The 18,800-nt window shown below is 72.2% G+C and carries 18 protein-coding genes; 7 read left to right on the top strand and 11 right to left on the bottom strand.

What is annotated here, in order from left to right:
* Positions 1–95: 95 nt before the first annotated feature.
* A complete protein-coding gene (locus ACZ592_RS05955; protein ID WP_471580263.1) occupies positions 96–449 on the bottom strand; it encodes a hypothetical protein in 354 nt (117 codons plus the stop codon).
* Positions 450–793: 344 nt separating this feature from the next.
* Between ACZ592_RS05955 and ACZ592_RS05950 the strand changes: the two genes are divergently transcribed.
* A complete protein-coding gene (locus ACZ592_RS05950) occupies positions 794–1,837 on the top strand; it encodes a C40 family peptidase (RefSeq protein WP_471580262.1) in 1,044 nt (347 codons plus the stop codon).
* A 54-nt stretch (positions 1,838–1,891) separates the two neighbouring features.
* Positions 1,892–2,554, top strand: coding sequence for a hypothetical protein (locus ACZ592_RS05945; protein WP_471580261.1), 663 nt, complete (start codon positions 1,892–1,894; stop codon positions 2,552–2,554).
* Here the strand turns inward: ACZ592_RS05945 and ACZ592_RS05940 are convergent.
* Together ACZ592_RS05940 and ACZ592_RS05935 are read right to left on the bottom strand one after the other, a co-directional pair.
* Positions 2,551–3,282 carry a LuxR C-terminal-related transcriptional regulator gene (locus ACZ592_RS05940; RefSeq protein ID WP_471580260.1) on the bottom strand — a complete coding sequence of 244 codons (732 nt, stop codon included), beginning with the start codon at positions 3,280–3,282 and terminating at the stop codon, positions 2,551–2,553. The two genes, ACZ592_RS05945 and ACZ592_RS05940, sit on opposite strands and share 4 nt — an antisense overlap.
* Complete coding sequence (locus tag ACZ592_RS05935) at positions 3,279–4,571, bottom strand: PspC domain-containing protein (protein ID WP_471580259.1); 1,293 nt, start codon at positions 4,569–4,571, stop codon at positions 3,279–3,281. The genes ACZ592_RS05940 and ACZ592_RS05935 overlap by 4 nt, the downstream gene beginning before the upstream one ends.
* 184 nt (positions 4,572–4,755) lie before the next feature.
* Between ACZ592_RS05935 and ACZ592_RS05930 the strand changes: the two genes are divergently transcribed.
* Positions 4,756–6,138 (top strand): PspC domain-containing protein, encoded by a 1,383-nt coding sequence (locus ACZ592_RS05930; RefSeq protein ID WP_471580258.1) that lies wholly within the window; start codon positions 4,756–4,758, stop codon positions 6,136–6,138.
* Entirely contained in the window at positions 6,125–6,364 is a 240-nt protein-coding gene (locus ACZ592_RS05925) for a hypothetical protein (protein WP_471580257.1), read from the top strand. Before ACZ592_RS05930 ends, ACZ592_RS05925 begins: the two co-directional genes overlap by 14 nt.
* Positions 6,365–6,473: 109 nt before the next feature.
* Here ACZ592_RS05925 and ACZ592_RS05920 read toward each other — a convergent pair whose 3' ends face one another.
* From ACZ592_RS05920 to ACZ592_RS05910, 3 genes are all read right to left on the bottom strand, one after another.
* Positions 6,474–6,998: a DoxX family protein gene (locus ACZ592_RS05920; RefSeq protein ID WP_471580721.1), complete on the bottom strand. Its 525-nt coding sequence runs from the start codon at positions 6,996–6,998 to the stop codon at positions 6,474–6,476.
* A gap of 180 nt (positions 6,999–7,178) precedes the next feature.
* Positions 7,179–8,444: a hypothetical protein gene (locus ACZ592_RS05915; protein ID WP_471580720.1), complete on the bottom strand. Its 1,266-nt coding sequence runs from the start codon at positions 8,442–8,444 to the stop codon at positions 7,179–7,181.
* Between the two features lie 178 nt (positions 8,445–8,622).
* On the bottom strand, positions 8,623–9,408 hold the full coding sequence (locus ACZ592_RS05910) for a class II aldolase/adducin family protein (protein WP_471580256.1): 786 nt from the start codon (positions 9,406–9,408) through the stop codon (positions 8,623–8,625).
* A gap of 172 nt (positions 9,409–9,580) precedes the next feature.
* Between ACZ592_RS05910 and ACZ592_RS05905 the strand changes: the two genes are divergently transcribed.
* Positions 9,581–10,060 (top strand): pyridoxamine 5'-phosphate oxidase family protein, encoded by a 480-nt coding sequence (locus tag ACZ592_RS05905; protein ID WP_471580255.1) that lies wholly within the window; start codon positions 9,581–9,583, stop codon positions 10,058–10,060.
* 160 nt (positions 10,061–10,220) lie between these two features.
* Here the strand turns inward: ACZ592_RS05905 and guaA are convergent, their stop codons facing one another.
* Positions 10,221–11,807: a glutamine-hydrolyzing GMP synthase gene (gene guaA / locus ACZ592_RS05900; protein ID WP_471580254.1), complete on the bottom strand. Its 1,587-nt coding sequence runs from the start codon at positions 11,805–11,807 to the stop codon at positions 10,221–10,223.
* 420 nt (positions 11,808–12,227) lie between these two features.
* Here guaA and ACZ592_RS05895 point away from each other — a divergent pair, with 420 nt between their 5' ends.
* Positions 12,228–12,560, top strand: coding sequence for a chorismate mutase (locus ACZ592_RS05895; protein ID WP_471580253.1), 333 nt, complete (start codon positions 12,228–12,230; stop codon positions 12,558–12,560).
* Positions 12,561–13,254: 694 nt separating this feature from the next.
* Here ACZ592_RS05895 and ACZ592_RS05890 read toward each other — a convergent pair.
* The 3 genes from ACZ592_RS05890 to ACZ592_RS05880 form a co-directional block, all read right to left on the bottom strand.
* The gene (locus ACZ592_RS05890) at positions 13,255–13,998 is read right to left on the bottom strand and encodes a hypothetical protein (protein WP_471580252.1); all 744 of its coding nucleotides are present in this window, start codon (positions 13,996–13,998) and stop codon (positions 13,255–13,257) included.
* 137 nt (positions 13,999–14,135) lie between these two features.
* Complete coding sequence (locus ACZ592_RS05885; RefSeq protein ID WP_471580251.1) at positions 14,136–14,960, bottom strand: hypothetical protein; 825 nt, start codon at positions 14,958–14,960, stop codon at positions 14,136–14,138.
* Between the two features lie 170 nt (positions 14,961–15,130).
* The gene (locus ACZ592_RS05880; protein ID WP_471580250.1) at positions 15,131–15,499 is read right to left on the bottom strand and encodes a hypothetical protein; all 369 of its coding nucleotides are present in this window, start codon (positions 15,497–15,499) and stop codon (positions 15,131–15,133) included.
* 259 nt (positions 15,500–15,758) lie between these two features.
* Here ACZ592_RS05880 and ACZ592_RS05875 point away from each other — a divergent pair, with 259 nt between their 5' ends.
* Complete coding sequence (locus tag ACZ592_RS05875) at positions 15,759–16,790, top strand: LPXTG cell wall anchor domain-containing protein (protein ID WP_471580249.1); 1,032 nt, start codon at positions 15,759–15,761, stop codon at positions 16,788–16,790.
* Between the two features lie 165 nt (positions 16,791–16,955).
* Here ACZ592_RS05875 and ACZ592_RS05870 read toward each other — a convergent pair whose 3' ends face one another.
* Entirely contained in the window at positions 16,956–18,773 is a 1,818-nt protein-coding gene (locus tag ACZ592_RS05870; RefSeq protein WP_471580248.1) for a GMC family oxidoreductase N-terminal domain-containing protein, read from the bottom strand.
* Positions 18,774–18,800: the final 27 nt, after the last annotated feature.

The following is an 18,800-nucleotide window of genomic DNA, read 5'->3' as shown; positions in this document are numbered from 1 at the left end:
ACCCCCTACCCCCACCCCCCCCCCCCCCCCCCCCCCCCCCCCCCCCCCCCCCCCCCCCCCCCCCCCCCCCCCCCGCGCGTGCGGCTGCGATGGACTCAGGTCCACAGCACCGCGATGAAGATGTTCGCCACGGTCAGCAGACCGACGGCGCCGAACAGGCGCTTGTCGATCTTCTCCTCGTCCCGCTTCACGTAGACCAGCGCGAGGATCACGATCAGCACGGCCATCTTGATGCCGATCTTGACGTTGTTGACCGTGTTGTCGTCGGCCTGGTTGAGGCCCACCAGGGCCACCCCGGTGACGAGCATGACCAGCGCGCCGTGCAGCATCGCGGGGCCGAACCGGGCGGTGCCCTGGCCCATCTGCTTCATCTGGGTCAGGAAACCGCCCAGGAGCGAGGCGATGCCGATGATGTGCAGGCCGACGAAGAGATGGATGAGTAGGTCCATGAGGCCGGAGCCTAGCCCGGGCCCTCGCCGCTCCCGGCAGCCACCCCCTTACCACCGTCGCCCGGCAGGCACGTCGCAATCGGGCCATCGATCACAGCCGGACACCGAGTCGATATTGCCCCGATATCCACATGATCGATGACGGTCATTTTTCACCCACTTCAGCCAGTTACGCACAATCCGTCACCAACCCGTGACGGTCAGGTTTAGCGTCCTCCACCAGGTGACCGGCTCCCCACCGCCGTCCGGCCCAGGACGGCTGTCGGCCACCACCGCCGAGAAACCCGGCGGCGGTCCGCTCCCCCTGTGCGGGCCGCCGCCGGACACGTAAGGAGCCCTACTTCGTGGCAGCGCACCGCAAGCCCAGTCAGCGCTCGCTCAGTGGCAGCACGGCACGCACCGCTCTCACCCTCGCCCTGGCCGGCGTCGCGTCGGCCACCGCCTTCGACGGCACGGGCCACGCGGACCCCCGGCTCAGCCCCGCCGAGGTGAAGTCCAAGGTCGACTCCCTCTACCGCGAGGCGGAGAGGGCCACCGAGAAGTACAACGGCGCGAAGGAGAAGGCCGAGAAGGCCGAGACTTCGCTCGGCGAACTGCGCGACGAGGCCGCCCGCAAAGAGGAGAAGCTCAACTCCACCCGCGACAGCCTGGGTTCGTACGCCGCCGCGCAGTACCGCGCGGGCGGCATCGACCCCTCCGTGCAGCTCGCGCTCTCCTCCGATCCCGACCAGTTCCTGGACCGCGCGGCGCGCGCCGACCGGGCGGGCGACCGGCAGGCCGTGGCGCTCAGCGGCGTCCGCAGGCAGCTCCGGGAGATGGACCGGCTGCGCGGCGAGGCCGACGACCGGCTGGCCGCTCTCCGCACACGCCAGGCCGAGCTGAAGAAGCACAAGAAGACGATCACCGGCAAGCTCGGCGAGGCGAAGCGACTGCTGTCCCGGCTCACCGCAGACCAGCGCGCCGACCTCGCGGGCGCGCGGAGCGACCGCGCCACCCGCTCAAGCGCCCGAGCCGCCGCTCCGACCGCCAAGGCCCCCAACGCCCGGGCAGCGTCCGCCGTCTCTTACGCCTACAAGGCGATCGGCAGCCCCTACGTCTGGGGCGCGACCGGCCCGAACGCCTTCGACTGCTCGGGGCTCACCCAGGCCGCCTACCGCGCAGCAGGCGTCTCCCTGCCCCGCACCACCTACGCCCAGATCGACGCGGGCGAGCGCGTGGCCCGCTCCGAACTGCGCCCCGGCGACCTGGTCTTCTTCTACTCCGGCATCAGCCACGTCGGCCTCTACGTGGGCAACGGTCAGATGATCCACGCCCCCAACCCGAGCGCTCCGGTGCGGCTCGCGCCGATCGACCAGATGCCGTTCGCGGGAGCCGCCCGCGTGGCGTGAGCCGGGACAGCGCCCGTCGGCGACCGGCGCGGCACCCCCAGTACTGTCGGGTCCATGCCTAGCCGTACGCTGCCGCCGCCCCCGCCCCCCGTGCATCTGCGCACCTGGCCGGACCGGCGGACGCTGCTCGCGGACCGGGGGCGGGCCCTCGCGGAGCTGCGCAGGCGGTATCTCGGGGTGCACCGCCTGATGTTGCTGTGGCTGTGCGGCCTCGGCGGGGTCATCGGCTGGGCGCTGCTGACCCAGACGGTCCGGTTCATCGACGACAAGGACCCCACCGGCTTCCTCCTGGGCCCGGTCCTCGCCCTCCTCGGCCTCGCGGTCCTCGCGCCCTCGGTGATCGGCCTCTTCCTCGGCTTCCGGTACGACCGTCGGCTGCGGGAACTCACCGACGCCTGGCTCGCGTTGGACAGTGATCCGGCCGCCGACGCCCGGCTGCGCTCCCCCGCCCTCAGCCTCCTGTGGCTGCTCTCCTCCCTCGCCGTCTGCGCGCTCGGCCTGTGGGCTTCCTTCGCGGCGGCCGCGTACGCCGAACCGGGCCGCGAGACCTACACCGACGTCGCACTCGGCATGGGCGTCGGCCTGATCGTGTGGCTGACGGGCCTGCTCGGCGCCGCGAAGGCCGCCGCCCACTACCGCTGGGCACTGCGGAGCCTGGGCCGGTCCCCGGCGGCGGCCGCCCCGGCCGCCGCACAGGTCCAGGGCTCCAGGGCCTAGACCAGCCGTCGCGCCGTCGCCCACCGCGTCAGCTCGTGGCGGTTGGACAGCTGGAGCTTCCGCAGGACCGCCGACACATGCGACTCGACCGTCTTCACGGAGATGAAGAGCTGCTTGGCGATCTCCTTGTACGCGTACCCCCGCGCGATGAGGCGCAGGACCTCGCGCTCGCGCTGGGTGAGGCGGTCCAGGTCCTCGTCGACCGGGGGCGCGTCGGTGGAGGCGAAGGCGTCCAGGACGAACCCGGCGAGGCGCGGCGAGAACACCGCGTCGCCGTCCTGCACCCGGAAGACCGAGTCCACCAGGTCGGTGCCGGTGATGGTCTTGGTGACATAGCCGCGGGCGCCGCCCCGGATGACACCGATGACGTCCTCGGCGGCGTCGGAGACCGACAGCGCGAGGAAGCGCACGGGGCTCTCCGCGTCGGCCATCAACGGCGCGCAGCGGCGCAGGACTTCCACGCCGCCGCCGCCCGGCAGGTGCACGTCCAGGAGGACGACCTCCGGGCGCGTGGCCGTGATGACCGTGACCGCCTGGTCGACGTCGGCGGCCTCGCCGACGACCTCGACCCCGGTGATGTCGGTCCGGCCGATCTCCGCCTGCACTCCCGTGCGGAACATCCGGTGGTCGTCGACGAGGACGACCCGCACACGACGCCCGTCCGCACCGCCGCCCTCGTCCGCCCCGGTCGGCTCCGTGGGCCCGCTCGCCCCGGTCGCGTCGCTCATGTCGTCGCCGTCCTCTCCATCTCCAGCTCGACTTCCGTGCCGCCGCCGGGCACCGCGCGCAGTCGCGCCGTGCCGCCGTTGCGCTGCATACGGCCGATGATCGATTCTCGTACGCCCATGCGGTCGTCGGGCACGGAGTCCAGGTCGAAGCCGGGACCGCGGTCCCGGACGGACACGAACACCGTCTCCCCCTCGACTTCGGCGAAGACCTGCACCGCGCCGCCCTCGCCACCGTACTTGGCGGCGTTCACCATCGCTTCCCTCGCGGCCTGCATCTGTGCCGTCAGCCGCTCGTCGAGCGGGCAGTCGCCGACCACGACGACCTCGATGGGGACGCCGTGCTTGTCCTCGACCTCCGCGGCGCTCTGCCGGACCGCCTCGGCGAGGGTGTCGGGCTCCTCGTCCTCGTCCTTGCCGGTGCCCTCGGGGTTGTAGAGCCAGGCCCGCAGGTCGCGCTCCTGGGCGCGGGCGAGGCGGCGCACCTCGCTCGCGCTCTCCGCGTTGCGCTGGATCAGGGTCAGGGTGTGCAGCACCGAGTCGTGCACATGGGCGGCGACCTCGGCCCGCTCCTGGGCGCGGATGCGCATCAGCCGCTCCTCGGAGAGGTCCTGCATCATGCGCACGAGATAGGGGCCTGCGAGGAGCGCGACGCCGACGAGCACGGCGAGTGAGGCCTGCAGCACGGCGCCCAGGTGGGCGGCGGAGCCCTGCAGGACGAAGATGCCGGAGACCCCGGCGCCGACCAGCAGCACGCCGGCCCCGGACCGGGCGATCGTCAGGGTGCGCCTGCGGCGGCCGACGGCCATCCAGCGGGCCCTGCGGGCGTTGTCGGCCTGGCGCCAGACGAGCGCGACACCGGCGGCGACGAGCAGGGTGGGGAAGACATAGGCCTTGGTCGAGCCGTCCAGGTCCACGCTGCCGACGAAGACCATGGCGACGACGACCATCGCGAGGAGCGCGACGAGCTGTCCCTTGTCGGGCTTGCGGGCCACGAGTCTGCGACGGCCGTCCGGCGCGGTCTCGGCCGTGACGGCCGCGGGCGGCGGCCGCTCGGCGTCCACACCGCCGACGCCGAGCGGGACGAAGAACCAGAACGCCGCGTAGAGCAGGGCGCCCAGGCCGTCCGCCGTGAACAGGCCGACGAAGATCAGCCGGACCCAGATCACGGGCAGCCCGAGGTGTCCGGCCAGGCCGCGGGCGACGCCGCCGAGCCAACGACCGTCACCGCTGCGGTAGAGCTTGCGCAGCGGTCGGACGTCGTCGATGGGCGGGGCAGCGGCTTCCGGCATGACACCGATATTCACACGTGGGCGCGGGTGCGGGCATCAGGGTCGACCCCCGAGACTTCCCTGATCCCGGTCCCCGCCCCGCCCCTGTCAGGGGTGTGGCCCGCACGGTCTCAGGGGCGATATCAGGGTTCGTCCAGGGTCGTCCCGACTGCCGCGGCGGGCCCGCGGCCGTCACCATGGACGCATGAGAGATCAGCAGCCCGCCGAGACGGAGACCGAGGCCGCCCTCCGCGATGCCCTGCGCACCGCGCACGGCGTGCCGGGCGCTCCCGCGGGCGGTCAGGAGCCGGGGCTGCCCGCGCCGGAGCGGAAGTTCCGCCGCGACCGCCGGCAGAAGAAGCTCGGCGGCGTGTGCGCCGGGCTCGGCCGGCACTGCGACATGGATCCGGTGATCTTCCGCATCGGCCTCGCCGTGCTCGCGATCACCAGCGGCCTCGGCCTGGTCGTCTACGGCTTCGCCTGGCTCTTCGTGCCGTACGAGGACGAGGAGGAGAACGAGGCCCGCAGGCTCCTCTCCGGCCGGGTCGACGGCCAGGCCCTGACCGCCGTGCTCTTCGCCCTGGTCGGCTGCGGCGTCTTCCTCACCCTGTTGAACAACGGCGGGGCGCTCACCTTCTCCGCCGTCCTCGCCCTGCTCCTCGCGGGCGCGGGGTACTGGTCGCAGCAGCGCGACACCCTCGACGCCGACCCGGTGGCGGCCCAGGCCGCGGCGGACGCCCCGCCCGAGGCGAAGGCGCCGCCCGTCACCGGCAGCCCGTCGTGGTGGCGCGACCCGATCGTCAAGGACGGCACGCACGACGGTCTCACGGGCTACTTCTGGGGCCCCGACGGTCTCAAAGGGCTCGATGTCGGCTATCAGCCGACGGGCCATCGCGGAGTGCCCCGCAAGGAGCCCGTGGCGGCCGCACCGGCACCGAGGCCGCGCGGGCCACGCGGGCCGCGCTGGATCGGCGGCACCGTGTTCCTGTTCGCCCTGCTCGCGGGCGCTCTCGGCACCGGCCTGACCTGGGAGGACCATCCGCTCGGCACGACGTTGCAGACCGGTCTCGCGTGTGCGCTCGCGGTGTTCGGCATCGGCATCGCGGTCAGCGCCTTCCTCGGGCGCACCGGCGCGGGATCGATCGTGCTCGCGGTGCTGACCGCCGGGCTCCTCGCCGCCTCGGCGGCCCTGCCGAAGAACATCACCACGCACTACGCCCGCATCGACTGGATACCGGTCACGGCGGCGGACGTCCGGCCCCAGTACGAGGTGGGGCTCGGCCGGGGCACGCTCGACCTGAGCAAGATCGACATCGGCAAGGGCAAGACGCTGAAGACCGGCGCCGAGATCGGCGCGGGCGATCTCAGGGTGATCGTGCCGAAGGACGCCACCGTGCGGCTGTACGCGGAAGTGGGCGTCGGCGACATCGTGTTGCCCGACGACGAGAACAAGGACCTGGACATCGCTCCGGGTCGCGAGAAGAAGGTGACGCTGGAGCCGCCCTCGGGCAGCGAGAACGGCGGCGCGATCGATCTGCACCTCGAAGTCGGCGTCGGACAAGCGAAGGTGACCCGTGCTACGTCATGAATTCCACCCCGGCAAGCTGGTGGCGGGGCTCGCCCTGCTGGCGGTCGCCGTCGTGTACGCGGGCGACGCGGGCGGCGCCTGGGACGCACCGTGGTTCGTCGCGCTGCCACTCGTGATGGCCGGCCTGTTCCTCGCGGGCGTGGCGGCGACGATCCACGGCATACGCCCGAGGAGCGCGGCCCGCGCGGGCGAGCGCTCCCGGGGCACCGAGGAGCAGCGGGACTGAGCGGGCCGCGAGGCCTCAGGGGCGCGAGGTCTCAGGGCCGCAGGGGCGCGAGGTCGCGGAGGCACGAGGCCGCGAGGGCGCAGAGGCGCGAGGTCGCGGGGGCGGAGCGCTAGCCGAGGCCCGTGGCGTCCCTGCGGCGGGCGGTGCGCAGGGCGTCGACGGAGAGGACCGAGGCCCCGGCGAGCACCAGTGGCAGCCATGCCATGAGGTAGGCCAGGTCGTTGCCGTAGTAGTAGGGCTCCTCGTGCCAGCTGACGGTCAGCCAGAGGCTGAGCGAGATGAGCGCACCGCCGAGCGCGGCGATCCGGGCGAACAGGCCGATCAGCGTGCCGATGCCGACGGCCAGCTCGCCGAGGGCGATGGCGTAGCCGAAGCCGACGGGGCTCTTGAGGGAGAGGTCGACGAGAGCGGGGATCGCGGAGATGTCGCGGACGCCTTCCATCTGTGCACCGATCGAGCCCGCGCCGCTCGCCTGGAGGAAGGTGCTGTCGGTGAGCTTGTCCAGGCCGGCGTAGATGAAGGTGACGCCGAGGAAGATCCGCAAGGGAAGCAGGGCGTAGCGGGTGGCGGACTCCCGCCAGTCGTCACGCCTGACGTAGCTGGTGTGGCTGTCCGTCCGCATGCCGTGCGCCATGGCACTCCACCGCCTCTCACGTGGTCCCGTCATCTGACGATACGTACGAAGAGGGGCCGCTGCTCACTGGCGTACGGCGGAATCCGGCACGGGGACCGGAAAGCTCGAAGGGGAGGGTTCTGGGATGTGGTGGGAGGTGTGTGGGGCGGGTTCCGCCGGGCGGGCCGGGGTGCCGGTGGGTCAGTCCGTGACGTCGATGGTGACGCGGTTGGTCTCCAGGCCCGCGGCGGTGACGACCTGGACCTCGACGCGGCCGGGCTCGACGTCGACGGGGACGGGCACGGTCAGTACCGCGTCGGTCGGATTGGTGAAGCCGCCCGGTACGGGGACGAGCGGCACGTGGACGTGCACGGCCCCGATGCGCACGACCGTGCGGGCGAGGCGGTCCGCGTCCCCGGCGCCGGGCGGGACGAAGCCCGCGCCGCGGATCTCGATGTCGTCGCCCGTGCGGATGGGGGCGTCGAGGTCGCCGGCCTCCCGGGCGCGGACGACGGAGAGGATCACGGGGCGCCCGCCCTCGGCGTACTTCCCCGCCAGATATGTCGCGGCCGACACCAGCACGAGCAGGGCGAGGCCCCACGGCAGATCGGGCAGCTGCTCGGGGCGGCGCGCCAGGCGTACGGCGGCGAAGACCACGGCGACGGCACTGACCAGGACGTACTGGGTGTCGGTGAAGCTGCCGCGTCCCGCGTCGTCGGTGAGCGGGTCGGCGGCCCGCGGCCGGTCCGCGCGCACCTTCTGCAGCCGCTGGCCGAGCACACGCAGGCCGACGACCCTGCGCACCAGGACGGCGACCGCGCACACCACGGCGAGGACGGTCACCGTTGCGGCTGCGCGGCCGATTTCGAGGCCGTCGATCAGCGCGTCGCGCTGCCCGTTGCCCGAGGCGGCGGCCAGTTCGCCCGCGAGGACGAGCACCGCGAAGACGACGAGGAGCACCCAGCAGGCGGCCACGGCACGCGAGGTGGAGAGCCGGTTGTCCTCGCCGATGACCGGCGCGAGGACCCCGCCGCGCGCCCGGTGCGCGTACGCGGCGCCGGTCAGCAGTCCGCCCACGACCAGGGCCGCCAGGAGCCCCGCGGTGCGCGCCGCGGTCCAGCCGGTGCCGATCGCGGTGAGCGCCTGGACGAGGAGCAGCACGACGAAGCCGCCCCAGACGACACCGAGCGTGCGGGTCCACAGGCGTCGCAGCCAGGCCTCTCCGTCGGCCCTGGCGCGCTCGGCGACGTCCCGCGCGGACTGCGTCAGTTCGTCCGACACCCACTGCCGCGAGGCGCCGGCCGAGTGCGCGACCGCCGCGGGCAGCCCCTGCCCGGCCGCGAACTCGTCCCGCTGGGCGAGGAACGCGGCGACGGCGCGCCGGTGCCCCTCGCGCGCCCCGTGCGGACAGCCGCCGCACGTGCCGCCACCTCCGTGCGCGCCCTGCCCCGCCTCCTGCACCGCCACCGCGTACGCCGCCTTCCCCACCCTCGAAGCCCCTGGGGGCTCCCACGAACTTCCTTGCAGAGAAAGGGAATTGTGCCGTACTGAAGGGCGAACGAATCCCTGGGGTCAGGTCAGCGGGGGTGAACGGGCCTACGGGGCGTTGACGCCGGCACCGCACGGGCCGTCTGAGCAGGTCGGCTCAGGCCAGCAGGTCGGGTTCGCTGCGGCTGATGTCCTGCCACAGGGACTGGTAGTTGATCCACGCGACCAGGTCACTGCCGAGCTGCTCACGCGTCTGCACCGCCTGCTTGTGCCCGATGAGCACGGGGCGGCCCGCGGCCCGCGCGCTCAGCTGTACCTGGCAGGAGCGTTCCATGGAGATGAACCACCAGGCGGCGGCGTCGACGGAGTCCCCGACGGTGAGCAGTCCGTGATTGCGGAGCACGACCGCCTTGTGCCCGCCGAGTGCGGACGCGATCCTGCGGCCCTCCTCGGCGTCCACGACGACGCCGGTGTAGCCGTCGTACAGCGCGTGGCTCTCGTAGAAGGCACAGGCCTCCTGGGTGATCGGGTCCAGGAGTTCACCGAGCGTGGAGAGGGCGCGGCCGTGCAGCGAGTGGCAGTGTGCGACGGCGACGACGTCGGGCCGCGCCAGATGGGCCTGGGCGTGGACGGTGAACGCGGCCTGGTTGACGTGGCGGCGCCCCTCGACCACCTGGCCCTCGGCGTTGGCGAGGACGAGGTCGCCGACGGTGACGTGCTTGAACGGCATCCCGAAGGGGTTCACCCAGAAGCAGTCGGTGTGCTCCGGGTCGCGGGCGGTGATGTGACCGGAGACGCCGTCCTCGTACCCGAGCCTCCCGAAGACCCGCAGCGCGCCGGCGAGCCGTTCCTTGCGGTGCCGCCGTTCGTCCGCCACGGACTCGTGCACGGGCGGCATCGCGAACTGCAACCGCTCGACGGGTATCGGTGTGGGCGCCTGCATGTGTCCTCCATCCCTGGCTGTACGGGGCGGAAGTTACCGGTGAGAAGCACAGGAGGACAGAGGCACGGCACGATCAACGACCCGCGATGCGGGCCGGCAGGGGCCGACAGGGGCCGACAGGACGCGGCAATAGGAGACAGAAGGTGTCGGGTATGGGCGGGAGGCTCGTCGTATGACGTTCACCTGGGAAGACTTCGTCACGGCGGAGCCGGACTTCGCGACCACCGTCGAGAAGCGCTTCGGCGCGTTCACCCATCACACCCTCGCGACCCTGCGCAGGGACGGATCACCGCGCACCACCGGGCTCGAAGTGCGGTTCCTGCACGGGGAGTTGTGGCTCGGCATGATGCCGAACTCGCTCAAGGCGCTCGATCTGCGCCGCGACCCTCGGTTCGCCCTGCAGGCGAACCCGGGTTCGGGCACGGAGATGGCGGGCGGCGACGTCCGGATCGCGGGTCGCGCCGTCGAGGTGCGGGACGCGGAGTCCCGCGCGCGCTACACGGACACGGTGAACCCGCCGGACCCGGACGCCTTCCACCTCTTCCGCACCGAGCTGACGGAGGTGGTGCGCACGTTCGTCGAGGACGAGACGTACCTGGCGGTGCAGGTGTGGAAGCCGGGCGCCCCGCTGCGCACGACCCGGCGGACATGAGCGGGGCACGCCGCCCCGGACAGGCCTCGTAGGCACACACCGCCGCCGTACGCACACACCGCTGGCCCTACGCGCACACCGCCGCCGTACGCGAGCGGCGCCGCCCACAGACCGTGGGCGGCGCCGCTTCAAGCGTGCGGGGAGATCCCGCGGAGGGAGGTCACTCCCACTCGATGGTCCCCGGCGGCTTCGAGGTCACGTCGAGCACGACGCGGTTCACGTCGGCGACCTCGTTGGTGATGCGGGTGGAGATCTTCGCCAGGACGTCGTACGGCATCCGGGTCCAGTCGGCCGTCATGGCGTCCTCGGAGGAGACGGGACGCAGGACGATCGGGTGGCCGTAGGTGCGGCCGTCGCCCTGGACGCCGACGCTGCGGACGTCAGCGAGCAGCACGACCGGGCACTGCCAGATCTCGCGGTCGAGGCCGGCCGCCGTCAGCTCCTCGCGGGCGATGAAGTCGGCCTCGCGCAGCAGGTCGAGGCGGTCCTTGGTGACCTCGCCGACGATGCGGATACCGAGGCCCGGGCCGGGGAACGGCTGGCGCTGGACGATCTCGTCCGGCAGGCCGAGCTCGGCGCCGACCATCCGGACCTCGTCCTTGAACAGCTTGCGCAGCGGCTCGATGAGCTGGAACTCCAGGTCTTCGGGGAGCCCGCCGACGTTGTGGTGCGACTTGATGTTCGCGGTGCCGGAGCCGCCACCGGACTCGACCACGTCGGGGTAGAGGGTGCCCTGGACCAGGAACTCGACCGGCTGGTCGCCGGGGGCCTCGGCGACGATCTCCGCCTGGGCCTGCTCGAAGACGCGGATGAACTCGCGCCCGATGATCTTCCGCTTCTCCTCGGGGTCGGAGACCCCGGCGAGCGCGGCGAGGAACCGCTCCTGGGCGTCGACGACCTTCAGCTGCACGCCGGTCGCGGCGACGAAGTCCTTCTCGACCTGCTCGGTCTCGTTCTTGCGCATCAGGCCGTGGTCGACGTAGACGCAGGTCAGCTGCGTGCCGATGGCCTTCTGCACGAGGGCGGCGGCGACGGCGGAGTCCACGCCGCCGGACAGACCGCAGATGGCACGGCGGGTGCCGACCTGGTCGCGGATGGCGGCGACCTGCTCGTCGATGACGTTGCCGGTCGTCCAGTCCGGCTTGAGGCCCGCGCCACGGTAGAGGAAGTGCTCCAGGACCTGCTGGCCGTGCGTGGAGTGCATCACCTCGGGGTGGTACTGCACGCCGTACAGCTTCTTCTCGTCGTCCTCGAAGGCCGCGACCGGCACGACGTCCGTGGACGCGGTCACCGTGAAGCCCTCGGGCGCCGCGCTGCACGCGTCGCCGTGCGACATCCACACGGGCTGCTCGGCCGGGGTGCCCTCGAAGAGGGTGGAGCCGGGCTTGGAGACGGACAGCGCCGTCCGGCCGTACTCACGGGCGCCGGTGTTGTCGACCGTGCCGCCGAGGGCGACGGCCATCAGCTGGAAGCCGTAGCACATGCCGAAGACGGGGACGCCGGCCTCGAAGAGCTGGCGGTCGACGGTGGGCGCGTGCTCCGCGTACACCGACGAGGGGCCGCCGGAGAGGATGATCGCCGCGGGCTTCTTGGCGAGCATCTCGGAGACCGGCATCGTGCTCGGCACGATCTCGCTGTAGACGCGGGCCTCACGGACGCGACGGGCGATGAGCTGGGCGTACTGCGCTCCGAAGTCGACGACCAGAACGGTGTCGGGAGCGGCGGCAGCGGGGGACGCTGATGGCACGGCGGCGGCCTTCCGGCGTTGAGCGTGAGCGGTGCGTGAGCAGAGGCTCGTGCGTGAGCAGGGGGTCTGTATTTGTCGATTCTAACGGGCCCGGCGGGGCCCTCTTCGTCGTATCCGACGGCCCTCCACGCCCGGGGGCGGCGCGTGGACGGGCGTCTCAGCATGCGGGCCGTACGGGGTCCCGATTGACCCGGCACGCGCGCGTGGGGGCATACTGGGCCCGTGACCAAGCACCTCGGCTTCCTCTTTACCTATGGCAACCGGCCCACCGGCTGCCATGGTCGAGCTGCTTGATCCACTGACAAGCGACTTACCGGGCGCCCCGGGCCGACAAGGCCCGGGGCGCTCTGTCGTACGCGGGTCCTGCCGCTCCGGGGCGCCTCCACCGCCATCACCCAGGACACAAGGAGCCAGCCCCGCATGAGCACCACCGCCACCACCACCGCTTCCGCCACCACCACCGCTTCCGCCGTCACCGCCGCCGACAAGACCGGCGCCCGCACCCCCGAGGCCGCGGACGTGATCGAGAACGCCCGTGAGCGGATCGACGCGCTCGACGACCGGATCATCGGCCTCGTCCAGGAACGGATGGCCGTCTCGGCCGTCATCCAGGAAGCACGCATCACCTCCGGCGGCCGCCGCGTGAACCTCTCCCGCGAGATGGAGGTCCTCGGCCACTACAGGGACGCGCTCGGCAAGCCCGGCACGGCGCTCGCCATGACGCTCCTGGAGCTGTGCCGGGGCCGCGTCTGACCCGCCGCGGGTGACCCTCCGCGGGTGACCCTCCGCGGACCCGCGCCGCGGGGCCGCGGTCGCCCACGGGGCACCTGCCGGTCGCCGGGCCGCGCCCGCCTGCGGACCTGAGTTCGGATCCGTTCTCACCCGTACGGCGCGTGACCGGTTCCGGGCGGGCTTCGTTGGTCCCGGTGTCCGTGTCAGCCAGGTGCGGGCCCGCAAGATCCACGCGTGGCTCCGCTGGAGCGATGAGGCGTACGGCCCGTTCGTACGCCGTGGGACCTCGCTTCAGTGATGTGACCGGACGGCAGGGGACAGCAGCCCGGTCACCCAAGAGAACGGTCGGCTCCGGGGACGCCCGGAGTCGGCCGGCCTCTCCGTCCCGAGAACCCCGACCCGTTCCCCCATACATGTGGTCCAAACGGTTGCGTCCCCGACAACCCATCCAGCACGATGCAGAGAAAGGGCGGCGGCAAGTCCCCCCGTCCACAGCTTCATTGCCAATGGTCGATACCACGTGAGCGCCCCCCAGTGCGCCGGGTCGGCCACCGGCACCCCGACCAAGCGGCGCACTCCCCCCGGCGCCGCCCCGAGGCATCGACGCGGCCCTGACGTCGGTGCTGACAGCCAAGGGCCCCGCGGATCCGTCCCGCGGGGCCCTTCGCTCCGCCCCGGCCCGGCTGCCGACGGCCTCACCGGCTCGCCCGCAGGGTCAGAGGCCCTGCACCTTGTCCACCTGCGCCTCGACGATCGCCGTCGGCACCTCGAACGTCTTCGGCTTGAGCAGGTTGATCGAGTAGAAGGCCGCGAGCGTCGAGCCGCTGCGTACGACGGTGAAGGTCATCGGCGTCTTCTGGCCCTCGATGACACCCACGACCTTGTACGCGACCGCCTCGTCGCCCGCCTTCGGGGCGGTCAGGGCGGCCACGTCGCGGTACTCGGAATCGGCGTGCTCGTACGCCGTGCACTTCTTCGTCGCCGTGCGCAGGTCGTCCATGACCTTCTCGGCGTCGGCCTTCTCGTGCGCGAGCAACGCCAGCGAGACGACCGTGGCGTCCAGTTCGTCGGGGCCCGTCAGGGTCCTGCCGACGCGGGACTTCGCCGTCGGCTGCGTGGCGAACATGAACATGTCGGCGAACGGCTGGCAGGCCGCCGGGTCCGCGGGCACGGTCTGCGAGGGCATGTCCGCCGCGGACATCTTCTCGACCTCGTAGCCCTTGAGGTCGCCCTTGGCGAGCACCGCCTTCTCCAGGTCTGCGGCGGACAGCACGGTCGACTTCGGCCCGGCCGGCTTCGCATCCCCCACCGCCTGCGCGGACTTGGCCGGATCCGACGGCTTCTTGCCGTCGGATCCGTTGCCGCCCTTGTCGCCGCTGTCGCCGCCGCATGCTGCGGTCAGGCCCAGCGCGACCGTGACGGACGCGGCCATGACGGCCCGAGACACAGATGACTTCACGTTTCCCACCTTCAGATCGCACGGCGCGGGCGACGGCCCGTGCCGAGGCGACATGAAAGCGGCAAACACACGCCGCTCACCAGCGTTTTCCATAACGATCGGAAACCGTGGAAAAGGTTGTACCGCGAGTGTGTGAGTTAGGTCGTCGCCGGCCCGAGCTTGCCGAGCTGCGCGTCGACGATCTCGGGGGCGACCTGCGGATCCTCGTCGGCCGTGGGCGTCCCGGCGCCCTCCATGCCGTCCTTCGCCGCCTCCCTGTCGCTCTGGACGCCCTCGGGGTCGTACGGGTTCGCCGCGTCGAAGACCGCGAGCGTCGAGCCGGTGCGCACGACCGTGACGCTCTCCCGCGTGACGAACTCGCCGTTGCGCCGGGCGAACTTGTACGCGACGGCCTCGTCGCCCCGGTCCGGCGCGGGCAGCCGCGCGACGCCGACGTACCGCTGCTCGCCGACGTGGAAGGCGGCGCACTTCTTCGACGTCGACGCCGCGCGCAGGTCGGCCAGCACCTTCTTGGCGCCGGCCTCGGCACCGGACCCGGCCCCCGCCCCCGCCGTCGCCCCGGAGTGGTCGGACAGCGTGACGTCCGTGATCGTCGCGTCCTTGTGCGAGGCGGCGGTCAGGACGCGGCTCACACGGGACTTCGCCCGGCCGGGAGCCGCGAGCGGCCCGCACACGGCAGGCGTCGGCCGCCCGGCGGGCGGGGCGGCGGCCCCGGCCTCCGCGTCGCCCGCGGACTCGTCCGGGTTCTCGACCTTGTAGCGCCTGAGGCCCCCGTGTCGCTTGAGGTCGCCCGCGGTGAGGGCCGCTTTCTCCAGCTTCGCGGCAGCGTCCTGCCCGCCGCCCTGCGAAGGGCCCGCGCTCGCGCCCGGCTCCGACGGCTTCGTACGGCGGTCGCCACCGCCGTCGCCACCGCCGCTGTCACCACCACTGCCGCACGCGGCGCTCGCCCCGAGGACAGCCACGACCGAAAAGGCCACGACCGCCCGAGACACAGATGACTTCACGTTCCGATCCCCCGCTTGTTCTCGTTCCCCCTGTACGACGGGGAAGGATCAATTACGGTTCCGCGTCCACCGTTGCGGGGCCGGGCGCTGGGCCGGGCGCTGGGCCGGGTGTCGGGCCGAGTGCGGGACTACCACCCCCACATCCAGAAGCGGAACGGGCTGAGCAGCGCGATCGCGAGGGCCATGCAGCCGACGACGATCACCACCGACCAGATCCGGCGGCTCCGCTCGGACCGCTGCCCGCGGCGCGGCGGCCCCACCGGCGCGGAGCGCCAGTCGTCCGGCTGCCACCGCGCGGACTCCGCCGCTCTCTTCGCGCGCCTGCGCCGGAACCGCCCCGCGTCCTGGACCTGTTGGCGCGCGGCCTCCTCGTCCAGGCGCCGCAGCCGCTCGGCCACCATGCGGGCCCGCGCGGACGGCTCCTTCGGCGCGGACGAGCGGATGTCCCGCTCGCTGTCGTTCTCGAATCTCTCCCACACCTCGTCGGGTATGGCCACGCTGTCCCCTCCCCTGTGTCGCCTGCCCCACGAGGCGGGTCCACTTGCCCCATGAGCGGGGGAAGTTCTACGGCACCCGTTCCCGGCAGCACAAGCGATGTGAGTCAGGCCACATAAGAATGATGTGAAGTTCAGGACAACCATTCACAGGGATCACAGGTCATGCATGCAGTAACAACGGCCACACCCGCGTCCCCACCGCGGAGGCCTCCACCTCCGTGCTGCCGCCCCGGCAGCGCACCGGACTTCTGAGGTCTTCATGAAGCTTCGTCGTGCCTTGGCCGCCGCGGCCGCTACGGCGGCCATGGCCCCGATCGCGCTGCTGTCGGCCCCGGCCGCCTCCGCGACCGAGGACGCGCCCACGCCGCCGGCCCCGTCCTCCGGAGCCCCGACGGCGCCCGGCACGCCGACTCCGCCCGCGACGCCTCCTGTTGAACCGCCCGAGACGCCCGGCACGCCCACGACGGCGGACAAGCCGACGCCGCCCGCGGAGCGCCCGACGCCCGGCAAGCACGCGAAGGACGTCGAGACCCCCGAGGTCCCGGACGGGGACGGCGAGGACGACGCGGCCACGTGCCCGTCCGACGACGGTGACGTGGACGCCGACTCCGAGCTGGAGATCGACCTCATCGGCCTGCCCAAGAAGATCGTCGCGGGCAGCGGCTGGCACCAGTTCAGGCTGAGCGCCGCCAACCCCACCGACGAGCCGCTCGGCGAGGTGGACTGGACCGCGTTCGTGAACAACCTCGGTGCCGACCCGGACGCGAAGGACGGGCTGCGGTACTTCACCGACGTGCAGTTCCTCGACCCGGAGACCGAGGAGTGGACGTCCGTCGACAGCCCGCTGGGCGACGGGCTCGCCTACGGCACGGTCGACTTGGACGCCGACGACGAGGCCGTCGTCAAGCTGCGGGCCAAGGTCGGCGCCAAGGCTCCCGCCATGGACGGCTACGCGGTCGGCCTCGGCACCTACGTCGACTCCGAACTGGACTGCACGCACACGTCGTCCGAGTACCTGCCGCTCTCCATCGTCAAGCGCGGCGACGACGGGACGGCGCCCGAGCCCAGCCCGAAGCCGTCCGCGTCCAAGACGCCGAAGGCCGAGGCGGAGCCGCGGCCGCAGGGCAGCGCCGAGGAGACCCCGGCCCCCGCCCCGGTCACCGGCAGCCTCGCCGAGACGGGCTCCGGGTCGATGCTGCCGACCGTCGGCCTCATCGGCGGCGTCGCCGTCGTCGCCGGTGCGGGCGTGGTGTTCGCCGTGCGTCGCCGCAAGGCGGACTCGGCACTCTGAGCCACCCGGTGGCTGCCGTTCGACGGCACCTGATCACGCGGAAGGACCTGCGCTCGGAGGGGGGCGCAGGTCCTTACGTGTGTCCGGTCCTCGCGTGGGTCCAGTCCTCGCCGCGGGCCCAGTCCTCGCGTGGGTCCAAAGGGGTGTCCGGCGGGCGGCTGCGGGCTACTTCTTGGCCGGCACCGTCGGCATCCCCAGGAACGGCAGCTTCAGCGCGCCGAAGGCGTCCGCGGGGACCGCTGGAGTCTTCGGCGCGACGGCCGTGAGCCGCACGTACGTCCCGCCCTGCGCCGGACGCGCGTCCTCGCCGCCCTTGTTGGGCCAGAACGACATGGCGCGTTCGGCCTGCGCGGTGATCGTCAGGGACGGGTTCACACCGAGGTTCGCGGAGACCGCGGCGCCGTCGACGACCGAGATGCCGGGGTGTCCGTAGAGCCGGTGGTAGGGGTCGATGACGCCCGTGTCCGCCGAGTCGCCGATCGGGCAGCCGCCGAGGAAGTGCGCGGTCAGCGGGGTGCCCATGAGCTCGCCGATGTTCGAGCCGGGGAAGCCGTTGATCTCGTCGGCGAGGATCGTCGCCGCCCGGGTGGCCTCGGGGATCTGGTTCGGGTTGGGCGCGCCGTGGCCCTGCCGGGCGGTGAGCAGTCCCTTCCCAATGCCCTTCTCCTTGCGGTACGTGGTCAGGGAGTTGTCGAGCGACTGCATGACCAGGCCGATGATGGTCCGCTCCGACCAGCGCCGGTTGGAGAGCGAGCGCACGGCGAGCAGCGGGTGGCGGGCCATGTTGCCGAGCCAGCCCGCGACCCGGGCCTTGCCGCCCTTCAGGGTGTACGGGACCTGGAGCAGCGTCATGCCGCCCATCGCGTTGGACTTCTTGCCGTAGCGGACGGGCTCGATGTGGGTGCTGTCGTTCGGGTGGATCGACGAGGTGATCGCGACGCCCTTGGTGAAGTCGGCCTTCTCGGTGCCGTGCCGCTTGCGGTAGCGGCGGTCGGTGGTCTGGGCGCCCACCAGCGCCTCGGAGTTGGTGCGGGTGAGCGTGCCGAGGCGCGGCGAGAGGTGCGGCAGCAGGCCGTTGTCCTTCATGCGGTGCAGGAGCGTCTGCGTGCCGTAGGTGCCGGCGGCGACGACGACCTTGCGGGCCTTGAACGTACGGCCCTTGCCCTTGCGCTTGTCGTCGGTGGGCAGGGTCGCGACGGCGAAGCCGCCCTGCGAGTCCTCGGTGACGGCGACGACCGACGTCATCGGGTGGACGACCGCGCCGGCCTTCTCCGCGAGGTAGAGGTAGTTCTCGTTGAGGGTGTTCTTGGCGCCGTGGCGGCAGCCCGTCATGCACTCGCCGCACTCGGTGCAGGCGCGGCGGGAGGGGCCCGCGCCGCCGAAGTACGGGTCGGGAACCTCCGCGCCCGGCTTGGTCTTCGCGCGTCCGTCGGCGTCCTCGTCGTCGCCGAAGAAGACGCCGACGGGGGCCATGTGGAAGCTGTCGCCGACCCCCAGCTCCTGGGCCGCGGCCTTCAGATGGACGTCGGAGGGCGTCATCGTCGGGTTGAGCCGTACTCCGAGCATGCGCTTGGCCTGCTCGTAGTAGGGGCGCAGCTCGTCCTGCCAGTCCGTGATGTCCTTCCACTGCGGGTCGTTGAAGAACGGCTCCGGCGGTACGTAGAGGGTGTTGGCGTAGTTCAGGGAGCCGCCGCCGACGCCCGCGCCGGCCAGCACCATCACATTGCCGAGCAGGTGGATGCGCTGGATGCCGAACAGGCCGAGCGCGGGGGCCCAGAGGTAGTTCTTCAGGTCCCAGGAGTTCTTGGGCAGCGTCGCGCGCGTGAAGCGGCGGCCCGCCTCCAGGACGCCGACGCGGTAGCCCTTCTCCGTCAGGCGCAGCGCGGACACGGCGCCGCCGAAGCCGCTGCCGACGACGATGACGTCGTAGTCGTACGAAGCGTCGTCGCCCGCCCGGTTGTGGGCAGAGCTCTCCTGTGACATTGACTCTCCTCGTTGAGAACTGGCGCG

The organism is Streptomyces sp. NPDC040622 (assembly GCF_055593965.1).
This window is presented reverse-complemented; position numbering and strand designations above follow the sequence as displayed.

Bases quoted from the DNA above. Each gene is read 5' to 3' on its own strand.
- ACZ592_RS05955 (WP_471580263.1), bottom strand. From the start codon at position 449: ATGGACCTACTCATCCATCTCTTCGTCGGCCTGCACATCATCGGCATC.
- ACZ592_RS05945 (WP_471580261.1), top strand. From the start codon at position 1,892: ATGCCTAGCCGTACGCTGCCGCCGCCCCCGCCCCCCGTGCATCTGCGC.
- ACZ592_RS05940 (WP_471580260.1), bottom strand. From the start codon at position 3,282: ATGAGCGACGCGACCGGGGCGAGCGGGCCCACGGAGCCGACCGGGGCG.
- ACZ592_RS05935 (WP_471580259.1), bottom strand. From the start codon at position 4,571: ATGCCGGAAGCCGCTGCCCCGCCCATCGACGACGTCCGACCGCTGCGC.
- ACZ592_RS05930 (WP_471580258.1), top strand. From the start codon at position 4,756: ATGAGAGATCAGCAGCCCGCCGAGACGGAGACCGAGGCCGCCCTCCGC.
- ACZ592_RS05920 (WP_471580721.1), bottom strand. From the start codon at position 6,998: ATGGCGCACGGCATGCGGACGGACAGCCACACCAGCTACGTCAGGCGT.
- ACZ592_RS05910 (WP_471580256.1), bottom strand. From the start codon at position 9,408: ATGCAGGCGCCCACACCGATACCCGTCGAGCGGTTGCAGTTCGCGATG.
- ACZ592_RS05905 (WP_471580255.1), top strand. From the start codon at position 9,581: ATGACGTTCACCTGGGAAGACTTCGTCACGGCGGAGCCGGACTTCGCG.
- ACZ592_RS05895 (WP_471580253.1), top strand. From the start codon at position 12,228: ATGAGCACCACCGCCACCACCACCGCTTCCGCCACCACCACCGCTTCC.
- ACZ592_RS05875 (WP_471580249.1), top strand. From the start codon at position 15,759: ATGAAGCTTCGTCGTGCCTTGGCCGCCGCGGCCGCTACGGCGGCCATG.
- ACZ592_RS05870 (WP_471580248.1), bottom strand. From the start codon at position 18,773: ATGTCACAGGAGAGCTCTGCCCACAACCGGGCGGGCGACGACGCTTCG.